This window comes from Pseudoselenomonas caprae (assembly GCF_008271345.1).
GTDB lineage: Bacteria > Bacillota > Negativicutes > Selenomonadales > Selenomonadaceae > Selenomonas_A > Selenomonas_A caprae.
Genome location: NZ_VTOZ01000016.1, coordinates 33,344 through 46,479 on the forward strand (window position 1 = coordinate 33,344; position 13,136 = coordinate 46,479).

Sequence of the window (13,136 nt, forward strand, 5' to 3'; positions counted from 1 at the left end):
CCTCCTTACTTCTTCGAATCAGCAGCTGCAATCGTATTCGAATCAAACAGCGTCGGATCGGACGTCAACGAGAAGCCCATATCATCAGCAGTTACCATCGTAACCGTCAGATCAACACCTTCCTGCAGATTCGAAAGGCCTTCAACAACCACCACATCAGCCGCCGTCAGGCCATCTTTGATGATGTAATAGCTGCCGACCTTGTCACCAAGTGTTACTGCCTGCGCCTTGGACTTGCCATCTTCGCCTACTACCATGACGAAGGATTTGCCCAAAAGCTGCTGGACGGCACGCTGCGGAACGAGGATCGCATTCGGGACAACCTCGCCCGAAAGGCGCACGCGGGCAAACATGCCCGGCAGCAGCAGTCCGTCCGGATTGTCGAACAGCGCCTTGACCGTCAGCGTACCCGTGTTGTTCGAAAGCGCGCGGTCTGACTGGACAATCTGGCCATCAATCGGATAGACCGTGCCATCAGACAGCGTGATCGACACCGTCGGCGACATGCCATTGCCTCCCTGCATAGCCGCATTGTTCATGAATTTCAGATAATCCGACTCCGAAATGCTGAACTGCGCAAATACCGGGTTCGATGAACCAATCGTGACCAGATTAGTATTGCCCGCAGCAGCAAATGTGCCTACTGCCACATCATCGACCGACAACTGGCCGCTCATCGGTGCATAGATGACCGTATCAGCCAAATCCTGCTGCGCCTTGCGGAGCAGTGCTGCATTCGCCGAAGCCTGCGCACTGTAGGAATTCACCTGTGCTTGCTGCGTTGCAACCGTCTGCTCGGCAATCGCCTGCGACGAAAGCAGCTGGCGATAGCGGTTGAGGTCGGTTTCCGCATTGCTCAGCGTCGCTTCCGACTGCGCAAGATTTGCCTGGGCCTGCAGAACTGCCGATTCATACTGGCGTGAATCGATCTTGTAAAGCGGCTGGCCCGCCTGTACAAACTGACCACCCGTCACATACTTTTCGACGACATTGCCGGATACTTTGGACTGAACTTTTACCTCGTCCTTACCCACAATCTGGCCGGCAAACTCACTGGTCAACGGCGTGTCCTGCTGGATGACCTGCATGGCCTTGACCTGGGCGCCTTGGTGCTGTGCCTGCTGTCCGTTAGAACCGCAGCCAGCAACGGCAAAGCTTGCGGAGATAGCCAGCGAAATGCCGATTACCAGCGCCTTTGTCTTTTTGTTTTTCGTCAAAAACAATCGTTAAACCTCCTTATAACATTCCATTCCCATTTCTATCAGCTTCAAGCTGGGCTGAAATAGTAAATAAATGTTTACTATTGATGAAATATATAGTATATTATATTTAAATAAAAGTCAAGATAATGCCGCTTATGCAGGATTAAATGCTTGATATTTAATCACACTCTAATAAAAGGGGTAATCCGTATCTATGAACAATCTATCAACGCCAAATGTCTCACAAAAATTCATCGAAACGTTGATTCTGATTCACAACAATTTCTACCGCCAGACAAAGCTGCCGATCCCGCTGAATCAATTCGGTGCCTTGATGGTCATATTCACAGAAGAATCCGTATCCATTACGGATATCAGCCATATCTTGAATATTTCCAAACAGCAGATGACCACCGTCATCGACAAGCTCGTCTGCAACGGGATGGTACAGAAAGCGCCGGATCCTCATGACCGCCGCCGCAGCGTCATCACGCTCACCCCAGCTGGCCAGAAGATCCTCGACGATCAGAACGAACGCGTCCGGCAGCTATTCAACCAGCATATACAGCAGCTGAACGAGGATGAAACCGCTCAACTCAGCGACTCGATCCTGACTTTCAATCAACTGCTCGAGAAAATGTTCATCAACTGAAGAAAGGAGTGTTTCGCACGCGGAACACTCCTTTTCCTTGTCATCAGCCAAGCTCGATGACATCCAGATCATCTGGCACAAAGACATTGCCCTGATAATATTGTCTGGCCTCAGCCGCATATTCCTGCTTGCGCGTCGCCAGATGCTTGTCCTCCGTATGGTAGAGCACGAGATTCTTGGCTCGTAAGAGCTCAGCAAGCTCGCTGGCCTCCTTGACCGTACTGTGATTCTTCTCGTAGGGCTTGAACACCTCACGGTCCTTGTACTGGCAGAAAGCCTCCGCGAGCAGCCAGTCCGCCTGCTCAGCATATGCCCGGTCATGCTCATTGTACGGCTCATCCCCCAGGCAGGTGAACTTCATCCCATCGGCGAACTGCAGGCAGTAGCCAAACTGTTTGGCCTTCGTCGACAGGATGTCGAAAGCCGTAAGCCTGAACTGCGGCAATTCCACGGCTTCCCCATCCTTGACCTCATGGATCAGGATGTCGCTGCCCACGCGGGCAAAGTCCTTCTTCTTGAGCGTCATCTCCGTCATCTTCAGCAGCATTTCCCTGACGACATCATGGCAATAGATATGGAACTGTCCCTCATACTTGCCCTTGTTCATCAGGTCTGCTACCTTGCGGATCACCCAGATTACCCCCAGTACATGATCGGTATGCCCGTGCGTCACAAACATGTGCTGGCATTTCTGGTAATCAAACCCTGTCACTTCCAACTGGCGCAGAATGCCATTGCCGCCACCAGCATCCGTCAAGAACAGGCTTCCATCCTCAAGCTCGAGAAAAAAGCATGTGTTGAAGCATTTGGTCGCCATCGCAAACCCTGTCCCGAGAATCACCAACTTGCGCATATCGCTCTCCCCTTTCTTTTGTCTACATTATAAAACAAGGCGCTGGCATTTGCCAGCGCCTTTGCCTATTTCTGATTGAGTCTTGCAAGTGCCTCGCGTGCTGCATGCTGCTCAGCTTCCTTCTTGCTATGCCCCGTCCCCTGTCCCATCACTTTGCCAGTGATGCGGACCTGGAACGTGAACCGCTTGTCATGGTCAGGGCCCTCTTCGGCCACCAGCTCGTAAGACACATTCTGTCCCTCATGCTGGTAGACTTCCTCCTGCAGGATTGTCTTGTAATCCTTGAGGATCGCACCGCTCTTGGCGCGCTCAAACTCCGGCATGAGCTGGCGGATGACATAGTCTTTTGCCGTCTCCCAGCCCTGGTCAAGGTAAATCGCACCAATGACCGACTCGAACACATCCTCCAGATTCGTCTGCCGCGTCCGGCCGCCGCCCATCTCCTCACCACGGCCCAGCAGCAGATAATCACCAAGATGCAGCCTGGCCGCCAGCTTTGCCAGCGTCGCCGAACAGACGATGCTCGCTCTTGTCTTTGTCAGCTGCCCCTCCGGCATCTGCGGAAAGTGCTGATAAAGATAAGTGCTGGAGGCAAGCTCCAGCACAGCATCTCCTAAAAATTCGAGACGTTCATTATGGACGATGTTCCCCTTGGATTCATTCGCATAGGAAGTATGCGTCAACGCCTGTTGCAGGAAGTTCAGATTCGTAAACTCCACACCCAGAGCCGCTGCCAGTCCGCAAAGCTCTTGCTCACGTTTCTCCGACAGGATCTTTTCCATCGTCAGCCTCCATTACTCTGCGTACTTCTTGAGCAGCAGGCAGGCATTGTGGCCGCCAAAACCGAAGTTGTTGGACATAGCCGCACGGACCGTCTTGGCCTTGGCCTTATTCGGAACGTAGTCGAGATCGAGGCCTTCATCCGGCGTCTCATAATTCATCGTCGGCGGCAGCATGTCATTCTCGATAGCCATTGCCGTAGCGATGCACTCGACACCACCAGCAGCGCCGAGCAGATGACCAGTCATCGACTTGATCGAGGAAACCGAAACGTCCTTAGCGGCTTCGCCCCAGACTGCCTTGATTGCCAGCGTCTCACCTTCATCATTCATATGCGTGGACGTGCCATGCGCATTGACATAATCGACATCTTCTGCCTTCATGCCAGCGTCATCGAGCGCTGCCTGCATGCATTTTGCCTGGAACTCGCCACCCGGAGCCGGGCTCGTCATATGATATGCGTCGGAGTTCGCACCATAGCCGACAACCTCAGCATAGATATGCGCACCGCGGGCTTTTGCATGCTCAAGGCTCTCGAGAACAACAAGGCCTGCACCCTCGCCCATGACGAAACCGCTGCGGTTCTTGTCGAACGGACGGGAAGCATGAGCCGGGTCATCGTTATGATCCATGCAGAGAGCCTTCATAGCGGCAAAGCCAGCCACAGCAGCCTCAGAGACAGCAGCCTCAGTACCGCCGGCAATCATGACATCCGCATCACCGCGCTGGATGACACGGAAAGCATCGCCGATGCAGTTGGAACCCGTAGCGCAAGCCGTAACGATGCAGCTGGACGGGCCATGCAGCTTGTACGTGATGGATACCTGGCCGGCAGCCATGTTCGCGATCATCATCGGGATGAAGAACGGGCTGATGCGGCCTGGGCCCTTGGCAAACAGCTTCTCATACTGCGAATGCATCGTCTCAATACCGCCGATGCCAGCACCAACGAACGTGCCGATGCGATCGAGGTTCTCTTTCTCAAGATCCAGCTTCGCATCCTCGATGGCCATGCCAGCAGCAGCTACCGCGAACTGCGTGTAACGATCCATGCGCTTGGACTCTTTCTTATCGATGTATGCCGTCGGCTCGAAGTCCTTGACCTCACCAGCAATCTGCGCACCATACTCAGACGCATCAAAGCGGCTGATCTTATCGATTCCATTGCGGCCCTCCATCAGGCCTTTCCAGAATTCATCTTTACCCGTACCAATCGGGGTAATGGCACCCAGACCAGTGATTACTACACGATTACTCAAAACGAATGACTCCTCTCAATTATCTTAGTCGTCCTCTAGAACGTCTGCTCAGTCCGCAGCTTCGGCTTCCGCCTTGAGCTGCGCAAAGATATCATGCACCGACATGATCTTATCGATCTTCGGCATGTATTCACCCGTGAAGACCAGGCCGGTCTCCACATCGCCCTGCTGCGCCCGTGTGAGCGCGCGGATGATGCAGAAGTTGTGCTTGCATGCCTTGAGGCAGGCATCGCACTGCTTCGGCGGTACAGGGCCTTCCATGACTTTTGCCGAGAACGGCGTGCGTACAGCGCGACCCGGAAGACCTACAGGGCTGTGGATTACCACGATATCCTCTGGTTTCGATTTCAGATAGTATTCCTTGAGGGCCGGTGCGGCATTGGATTCCTCACAAGCAGCGAAACGCGACCCCATCTGGACGCCAGCAGCGCCCATCTTTATCAAATCAACGATGTCCTGGCCGTGCAGTACGCCACCGGCTGCAATAACCGGGATATTCACAGCTGCGCTGACATCTGCGATGAGATCACGTACCGACGTGTCCGTGCCGAGATGTCCACCTGCCTCTTTGCCCTCAAGGACAATGGCAGCCGCGCCAAGACGCTCTGAAATTTTAGCTAATTTAACGGAAGAAACAATCGGAACGATCGGCGTTCCGGATTCCTTGCCGAGCGCAAACATATCACGGGAAAAACCTGCACCAGCAACTACGAGGTCGATGCCCTCATCAATCGCTGTCTTGACAACCTCAGCAAAATCTGCGGCTGCTACCATGATATTGATGCCGATGATACCAGATGTAAGCGAACGTGCGAGCCGGATTTCATAACGCAGTTCGTCATGGCTCATACCAGATGCGGCAATGAGGCCGATACCGCCCTCGTTAGCTACAGCTGCCGCCAGACGGGCCGTTGACAAACGAATCGCCATACCACCCTGCTGGATTGGAACTTTTGCGATCTTATTGCCAATTTTCAGCTCTGGAAGTTTCAATGTTACTCCTCCAATCAATCCTACCTTGAGAAAATCCCGCGAAACAAGTTTCACGGGATTTTCAAACAGGTAAGACGCTCAAACTTATTTGTTCTGGTCTATGTAGGTAACTACATCCTGAACGCTCTTGATCTTCTCAGCAGCCTCGTCCGGGATCTCAATATTGAATTCCTCTTCGAAAGCCATGATCAGCTCAACAATGTCCAGGGAATCAGCACCCAGATCATCGATGAAAGTGGACTCGAGGGCAACCTCGTCAGCCTCAACACCTAACTGCTCAACAACGATATCTCTTACTTTATCAAAAGTCATGAAGTTTCACCTCCTTAAAATAAAAGTTCCTATATAGTTATATCACATAACCATGCCGCCGTCTACATTGACGATCTGGCCCGTGATATAGGATGCATAATCCGATGCAAGGAAAAGCACAGCATTAGCTACATCTTCCGGCTGGCCCATGCGCTTAAGCGGGATACCTGCCAGCGTAGCCTCTTTCGCCTTGTCCGTCATGGCAGCCGTCATATCCGTGGCGATGAAGCCCGGTGCGACCACGTTGACATTGATGCCGCGTGCGGCAAGCTCTTTAGCTGCCGACTTCGAGAAGCCTATGACACCAGCTTTGGCTGCGGCATAGTTTGCCTGACCAGCATTGCCCATGAGACCGACAACCGATGCCATGTTGATGATGCGGCCGCTACGTTTTTTCATCATGAGTTTGGAAACAGCCTTCGTGCAGTAGAACACGCCCTTGAGGTTCGTGTTGATGACTGCGTCGAAGTCCTCATCCTTCATACGCATGAGCAGGCCGTCACGCGTGATGCCTGCATTGTTGACCAGGATATCGATTTGCCCGAAAGCCTCAACAACTTTCTCGACCATTGCGTCAACAGCTTCGGTACTCGAGATATCTGCCTGGACCAGAATGGCCTCGCCGCCATTCTTCTCGATCTCCGCCTTGACCTCTTCTGCCTTAGCCGTGTTGCCGGCGTAATTGATGGCAACCTTGGCTCCCTCGCTGGCCAGGCGGATGGCAATGGCACGGCCAATGCCTCGCGATGCGCCAGTTACCAGCGCAACCTTTCCGTCTAAAAGCATATTAGCGAACCTCCTTGAAATAGTCAAGCGTTTTTTGCAAACTTTCGAGATTTTCTACGTTCATGCTCGTGAGCGCCTTGTCGATACGGCGGTTGAAGCCGCAGAGCGTCTTGCCCGGGCCAGCCTCGACAAAGGTATCAGCACCAAACGCCTTCATCGTATTGACACAGTCGATCCATTTGACCGGATGATCCGCCTGCGCAACGAGGTTTGCCTTGATTTCCTCAGCTTTGGTCTCCAGTTCGCCCGTAAAGTTCGAGACAACCGGGATCTTCGCATCGCGGATCGTGACCTTGTCGAGTTCAGCAGCAAGTTTCTCAGCCGCCGGTTTCATCAGCGTGGAATGGAACGGTGCCGATACTGGCAGGATCACAGCCTTTTTCGCACCAGCTTCCTTGAGCAGTTCAACAGCAGCCTCAACGCCAGCCGTCGTACCAGCGATGACCGTCTGGCCTGGGCAGTTGAAGTTGACTGCCTGGACTTCCCCTGCATTTTCCGTAGCTTTCGCGCAGGCATCCACGATGACCTCATCAGCCAAACCGATGATAGCAGCCATGCCGCCCTGACCAACAGGAACGGCTTCCTGCATGAACTGGCCGCGTTTGTGCACGAGCAGTACAGCATCTTGGAAGTCCAGTACATCAGCTGCAACAAGTGCCGAATACTCACCAAGGCTATGACCGCCCGTCACATCCGGCTGGATGCCATGCTCCTTGAGGATTTCATTAGCGATGACGCTCATCGTAAGGATTGCCGGCTGCGTATTAGCCGTCAGCTTCAGATCCTCAGCCGGACCCTCAAAGCACATCTCCCTGATGGAATAGCCAAGCGCCTCATCGGCCTGCTGGAAGAGCTTCTTCGCTACATCATACTGCTCGCAGAAATCCTTGCCCATACCAACAGCCTGAGCACCCTGACCTGGAAATACAAATGCAAGTTTATTCACTATGAACTACCTCCAATTATTTGCAATCCTGCTGGATCGTGTCGATGACACCTGGCAGACCAGCGACGATGTCTTCAATAATCTGTTTTACCGGTTTGATATCGTTAAGCATGCCAGAGATTTCGCCAATCATTACGGAACCATTCTGGACATCGCCCTCATGGGTGGCACGATGCAGCGAACCAACGCCAAGCTGCTCCAGTTCTTCGTTAGATGCACCAGCTGCCTCCAGCTCCTCAAATTTACGCGTGAGCTTGTTGGCAAGTACACGAGCCGGATGACCGAGCTTGCGGCCCGTAACCACCGTCGAACGATCCTTGGCATGCAATACCATCTTCTTATAATCCGGATGTGCGATGCATTCCTCACTCATAACAAAACGCGAGCCCATCTGCACAGCCTTGGCCCCCAGCGCAAAAGCTGCCGTCATACCGCGGGAATCACCAATACCACCAGCACCGATGACCGGTACATCAACAGCATCGACAACCTGCGGCAGCAGAGCCATCGTCGTGATCTCACCGATATGGCCACCGGACTCCGTGCCCTCGGCAATAACCGCATCAGCACCACTACGGACCAATCGTTTTGCCAAGGCTACCGAAGCAACGACCGGAATTACTTTCGTGCCGATTTCCTTGAGGGCCGGAACATACTCGCCCGGATTGCCAGCACCAGTCGTAACGACCGGAACGCGCTCGTCGATAACCACCTGCATGACTTCTTTGACAAACGGGCTCATAAGCATGATGTTGACGCCGAACGGCTTATCCGTCCAGCCCTTGCACTTCTGGATCTCCGCGCGCAGAATATCCGGCGGCATATGGCCAGCACCGATGATGCCAAGGCCACCGGCATTCGATACAGCCGAAGCCAGCTCTGCCGTACCAATCCAGGCCATACCACCTTGCAGGATCGGGTACCTTATGTTCAGCAACTTACAGATTTCATTATTCTCAAACATTAAAATTAGTCCTCCTTAGCCCATTTCGCGGTGCAGGATATGTCCTCACTTCTTCTCGCTGTCGTTTGTCAAGACCTCTTCCTGACTCAAAGCCTCCTGGATATGCTCCATGACATTGCCGTTGACATAGTCATTGGCCACGCCGATTGCACTGCAGATTGACTTTGCATTTGACGAACCATGACTGATGATGCAGACACCATTGACCCCCAATAGCGGTGCACCTCCATACTCCGAAGCATCCAGCCGTTTGCCGAGTTTCTTGAGTGTCGGCATCAGCAGCAACGCACCGAGCTTCGCCAAAATACCGCCATCCTTGATGGCCTCTTTTATCAGTTTCATGATGGTCTTGGCCAGGCCCTCTGCAAATTTTAGCACAACATTGCCAACAAATCCATCACAAATTACCACATCGAAATTGCCCTTGGGGACATCACGCCCTTCCGCATTGCCACCAAAATTGATGGTATGCATCTCTTTAAGCAAGGCATAAGTCTCCTTTGCCTGCTCATTGCCCTTCGTCTCCTCCTCACCGATATTGAGGAGTCCGACCCTCGGATTCTTGATGCCAAATACATACTCAGCATAGATAGAGCCCATCAGGCCGCTCTGTATCAGATGCACCGGCTTGGAATCCACATTGGCGCCAGAATCCAGAAGCAAAGTGACGCCCTTCGACGTCGGCATCGGCGTAGCGATTGTCGGCCGTCCAATGCCGCGAATGCGCTTGAGGATCAGCTGGGCAGCCGTGACCGCTGCGCCAGTACTGCCGGCAGACAGCACTGCATCACATTTTCCTTCCTTCACGAGCTGCGTCGCTACTACGACAGAAGAATCCTTCTTGGTACGGACCGCATCTGCTGGATGTTCGTCCATACCGATGACCTCTGTCGTATGATGAATCGTTATGCCGAGTTTCTCCCAGCCTGTCTCGCGGCTGAGTACTTCCCGGATACGCGGCTCATCGCCGACCAGCACAATCTCACATTTATATTTCTTTGCCGCACGGACGGCACCGAACACGATCTGTTCCGGTGCATAGTCACCGCCCATTGCGTCAACTGCAATCTTCACGAAGTTTTACCCCCTAACTTATCTCCCCACGAAACTACGATAAACTTCGCACGGAAAACTTCCTGGGTTTCATTATGGGTCTTCACCCATACAAAGAATTTATTGCCTCTGACTTTCACCACTTCAGCCTTAGCGATAAGCTTCTCGCCCACATGAACCGGTACCTTGTACTTGACATTGGCCACACCGGTGACAGCCATCGGCGCATCAATGATTGCGATTGCCAGTGAGTCAGCCTGCGAGAACATGTAGTGTCCCTTGGCGATCTGCGTCTTGGCAAAAACCATATCTTCCGTTATGCGGAGCAAGGAAATGCCCGAACGCCCCAGCTCCAGATCGATAAGTTCGCCGACGACCTCACCGCTTTGGATGGATTTGACCTTGTTCTGCGCCTTTTCCGCCATATTGCGGATGCGTCCCCGAAGCTCGGGTATGCCAAGCTCCAAACGGTCAAGGCGAATCGTCTGGACGCTGACCTCCAGGTTCTTGGCCAACTCCTCATCGGTCAGGAACGGCTTCTCCCGTACCTGTGCCAGCAACATCTCCTGCCGCTCCTTCTTCTTCACCCTTGCCATTCGAACACCTCCCTTCGCTTCAATCTTTAGTACCTGCTACTACAGTCTCATATAATGGTCTATTATAAATGGTATGTACTAAAAATGCAAGGGTCAGTTGTCTGAAAACAATAAAATAAGCAGGACAACACTCGTCCTGCTTATACAGCTTCTATTACTCTGCTGCCTTGACAACCTCTTTGCCATCATAGTAGCCGCATTCCGGGCATACATGATGAGGCATCTTCGGCTCGTGGCACTGCGGGCAAGAAACGAAACCCGGAGCCTCTAATTTCCAGTTAGCACGGCGCTGATCGCGACGAGCCTTGGAAGTTTTACGCTTTGGTACTGCCATGTCGGATACACCTCCTTAAGCCTTTGTGTTCCTACGGGGAACTCAGTCCTTTTTCAATAATTGCTGTAATGCTGCCATGCGCGGATCTGGAACGAAACGATCACAGCCGCAATCGCCCTCATTCAGATTCTGCCCGCACACCGGACAAAGCCCTTTGCAGTCGGGCTTGCAGATATTACTGAGCGGCTGGGCCGCAAGCAGGGTATCCCGGATCATATCCTGGATATCCAGCATATCTCCCTCAAACACATTGACTAAGTCTTCTGTTTCCGCTGCCTCCCGGCTGAAATCCTCTGAAAAATCATGGACCTGATCCTCACGGCATTCAGCCAGGCACCGACCACAGACAAAGGTCTTCACATCCTCAATCTTTCCGGCCACACGCCAGCACGATCCCGTATAGACCACCGTTCCTGTGACCTTGATTGGCCCCTCGAACTGGTAATCATCGCTTACGGCATCAAGTTCCGCGGCAGTCGTTGTAAAGGAAAAGGGAAGCTCCCTGCCTAAATCGGTTTTCAATTCAGCAATATTAACATTCATCATTCAGCATCAACCTCAATCCATTATAGCGACCGTCATTTCGTTTGTCAAGAAAATCTCCTTTACCGGCCAGCGCGGTATTCACTTCACTGGCACGCAATGTTTGTCGTTGATTTCCTTGACCTTCTGGACGCGGCGCACATATTTCTCCGCCGTCAGCGGGTCCGTATGCATCCAGGTCTTGACCGTCTCCATCGCGATGGCACCGCCGATGATCTTGCCGCCCAGGCACAGGACATTGCTGTCGTTATGCTGACGAGCCAGCTGGGCACAGAACGGATCCTGGCAGACTACGGCATAAATGCCGTTTAACTTGTTGGCAATCATCGCGCTTCCGTAACCAACGCCATCGACAAATATGCCACGCTCACACTCTCCTTTGGCTACCGCCATTGCCGCCGGATAGACAAAATCCGACAGGTCGCAGGACTCTGCATCATACGTGCCGAAATCCTTGACCTCATGGCCTTCGCTCTCCAGATAGGCTTTGATCTCATTTTTCAGGCTCGTGCCTGCGTGATCGTTTGCCATTGCTATTTTCATGAAAAAACCTCCCGTTTCCATCATTAAATAATACTTTGATTTTAACGAGCGGCTTCCTATTTGTCAACAGGGCAGCCAGCAAGCTGTGCTCATTCCCCCAGCCGCTCCTTGAATGCCTCTATTGCCTCCTGCTGCACCACCTTGAGCGGTACGGACTTCTCCTCAGCCAGCCGGCGGCAGTCTTCATACTCCGGCGACAGGCTGCAGAGCTTGCCATCCCAGGCGCTTACTTTGCAGTCCACCACGCCATACTTTGTCTCGACCTTCGCGGTGTGGCGCGACGCCTCCAAGCGTTTGGCGACAGGCATGACGCGCAGGCCGATGCTGGTCGTCTCCGAAAAGATGAGGTTCACGCATCCAGGCTTCGCCGCTTCATCGACGAGCACCGACAGCTTCTGCGCTGGCCGGTTCTTCTTCATGAAGATCGGCGTCGTCCAGACATCCAGTGCACCAGCTGCCAATAATTTATCAAACAGGTAGCCATAGATCTGGGGATTCATATCGTCGATATTGGCTTCAAGGATTGTCAACGGTCCGCTGGCCGCCCCCTGATACTCCCCCAGATAAACCCGCAGGACATTCGGGATCTCCAGCTCGTGGCTGCCCGCACCATAGCCGATGCATTCTGCCGTGAACCCCTGCGGGATTCCCTCACTGTACACCCCCAAGGTCTTGACGATGCCTGCACCAGTCGGAGTCACCAGCTCCTTCTTCTCCGAGCCCTGCTCAGACGGCCAGCCCAGCAAGAGTTCCGCAACTGCCGGTGCGGGGATCGGCATGAGCCCATGGGCACAGGAAACGAACCCACTGCCCAGCGTCAGCTTCGAAGCAAAGACGCGCTCTATGCCTAAGTAATCCAGGCAGATTGCCGCCCCGACGATATCCACGATGGAATCGACGGCTCCCACTTCATGGAAGGCCACCTCATCTGCCGGCTTGCCATGCACCTTGCCTTCAGCCTTGGCGATTTCCGTGAAGATAGACAGGGCCTGCTGCTTGACAGGCATTGCCAGGGAGGACTGCTCCAGCATCCCACGGATATCACGCATCGTCCGATGCACATGCTGGTGCGCATGATGATGTCCATGATGATGCTCCTGATGATGTCCAGGCTGCGCCTGCCGCAGCTTTACCTCCACGAACTCTGCATGGATGCCATTCTTCACGACCGAAGAGACTTCCAGCTGGAATTCATCCTGCAGCGGCAGCTTCGCCAATTCCTTTTCCAGTACAGCCACTGGCACACCAGCCTGCAGCAAAGCGCCTAAAAACATGTTGCCGCTGATTCCGGCAAAGCAATCCAAATATATCGCCCGCATC

Annotated in this window: 16 protein-coding genes; 1 reads left to right on the forward strand and 15 read right to left on the reverse strand. The window is 53.2% G+C overall.

The features are described from left to right. Positions 1 to 5: 5 nt before the first annotated feature. Positions 6 to 1,223 (reverse strand): efflux RND transporter periplasmic adaptor subunit, encoded by a 1,218-nt coding sequence (locus FZ041_RS08625; protein WP_187626350.1) that lies wholly within the window; start codon positions 1,221 to 1,223, stop codon positions 6 to 8. A gap of 193 nt (positions 1,224 to 1,416) precedes the next feature. Between FZ041_RS08625 and FZ041_RS08630 the strand changes: the two genes are divergently transcribed. Further along, positions 1,417 to 1,854 (forward strand): MarR family winged helix-turn-helix transcriptional regulator, encoded by a 438-nt coding sequence (locus FZ041_RS08630; RefSeq protein ID WP_149189286.1) that lies wholly within the window; start codon positions 1,417 to 1,419, stop codon positions 1,852 to 1,854. A gap of 43 nt (positions 1,855 to 1,897) precedes the next feature. On the opposite strand, the gene FZ041_RS08635 is transcribed toward FZ041_RS08630, so the two are convergent. The 14 genes from FZ041_RS08635 to larC form a co-directional block, all read right to left on the reverse strand. Continuing rightward, positions 1,898 to 2,707 (reverse strand): MBL fold metallo-hydrolase, encoded by an 810-nt coding sequence (locus FZ041_RS08635; RefSeq protein WP_149189287.1) that lies wholly within the window; start codon positions 2,705 to 2,707, stop codon positions 1,898 to 1,900. A 65-nt stretch (positions 2,708 to 2,772) separates the two neighbouring features. Continuing rightward, on the reverse strand, positions 2,773 to 3,489 hold the full coding sequence (gene rnc, locus FZ041_RS08640) for a ribonuclease III (protein ID WP_075444471.1): 717 nt from the start codon (positions 3,487 to 3,489) through the stop codon (positions 2,773 to 2,775). 12 nt (positions 3,490 to 3,501) lie between these two features. Further along, positions 3,502 to 4,746: a beta-ketoacyl-ACP synthase II gene (gene fabF, locus FZ041_RS08645; protein ID WP_149189288.1), complete on the reverse strand. Its 1,245-nt coding sequence runs from the start codon at positions 4,744 to 4,746 to the stop codon at positions 3,502 to 3,504. Positions 4,747 to 4,794: 48 nt separating this feature from the next. Beyond that, the gene (locus tag FZ041_RS08650; protein WP_075444467.1) at positions 4,795 to 5,739 is read right to left on the reverse strand and encodes an NAD(P)H-dependent flavin oxidoreductase; all 945 of its coding nucleotides are present in this window, start codon (positions 5,737 to 5,739) and stop codon (positions 4,795 to 4,797) included. 84 nt (positions 5,740 to 5,823) lie between these two features. Continuing rightward, positions 5,824 to 6,051 (reverse strand): acyl carrier protein, encoded by a 228-nt coding sequence (locus FZ041_RS08655; protein WP_014423880.1) that lies wholly within the window; start codon positions 6,049 to 6,051, stop codon positions 5,824 to 5,826. A 42-nt stretch (positions 6,052 to 6,093) separates the two neighbouring features. Beyond that, positions 6,094 to 6,837 (reverse strand): 3-oxoacyl-[acyl-carrier-protein] reductase, encoded by a 744-nt coding sequence (gene fabG, locus FZ041_RS08660; protein ID WP_075444465.1) that lies wholly within the window; start codon positions 6,835 to 6,837, stop codon positions 6,094 to 6,096. A gap of 1 nt (position 6,838) precedes the next feature. After that, positions 6,839 to 7,783 (reverse strand): ACP S-malonyltransferase, encoded by a 945-nt coding sequence (fabD, locus tag FZ041_RS08665; protein ID WP_149189289.1) that lies wholly within the window; start codon positions 7,781 to 7,783, stop codon positions 6,839 to 6,841. A 16-nt stretch (positions 7,784 to 7,799) separates the two neighbouring features. Then, complete coding sequence (gene fabK / locus FZ041_RS08670) at positions 7,800 to 8,747, reverse strand: enoyl-[acyl-carrier-protein] reductase FabK (RefSeq protein ID WP_149189290.1); 948 nt, start codon at positions 8,745 to 8,747, stop codon at positions 7,800 to 7,802. Between the two features lie 45 nt (positions 8,748 to 8,792). Beyond that, on the reverse strand, positions 8,793 to 9,821 hold the full coding sequence (gene plsX / locus FZ041_RS08675; protein WP_149189291.1) for a phosphate acyltransferase PlsX: 1,029 nt from the start codon (positions 9,819 to 9,821) through the stop codon (positions 8,793 to 8,795). Continuing rightward, positions 9,818 to 10,396, reverse strand: a complete 579-nt coding sequence (gene fapR, locus FZ041_RS08680; RefSeq protein WP_075444457.1) for a transcription factor FapR — start codon at positions 10,394 to 10,396, stop codon at positions 9,818 to 9,820. Before fapR ends, plsX begins: the two co-directional genes overlap by 4 nt. 154 nt (positions 10,397 to 10,550) lie before the next feature. Beyond that, positions 10,551 to 10,730, reverse strand: coding sequence for a 50S ribosomal protein L32 (rpmF, locus tag FZ041_RS08685; protein ID WP_033170368.1), 180 nt, complete (start codon positions 10,728 to 10,730; stop codon positions 10,551 to 10,553). A 42-nt stretch (positions 10,731 to 10,772) separates the two neighbouring features. Further along, on the reverse strand, positions 10,773 to 11,276 hold the full coding sequence (locus tag FZ041_RS08690) for a YceD family protein (protein WP_075444455.1): 504 nt from the start codon (positions 11,274 to 11,276) through the stop codon (positions 10,773 to 10,775). Positions 11,277 to 11,354: 78 nt separating this feature from the next. Then, positions 11,355 to 11,816: an RpiB/LacA/LacB family sugar-phosphate isomerase gene (locus FZ041_RS08695; protein WP_075444453.1), complete on the reverse strand. Its 462-nt coding sequence runs from the start codon at positions 11,814 to 11,816 to the stop codon at positions 11,355 to 11,357. Between the two features lie 89 nt (positions 11,817 to 11,905). After that, entirely contained in the window at positions 11,906 to 13,135 is a 1,230-nt protein-coding gene (gene larC, locus FZ041_RS08700; RefSeq protein ID WP_149189292.1) for a nickel pincer cofactor biosynthesis protein LarC, read from the reverse strand. Between the last annotated feature and the right edge of the window lies 1 nt (position 13,136).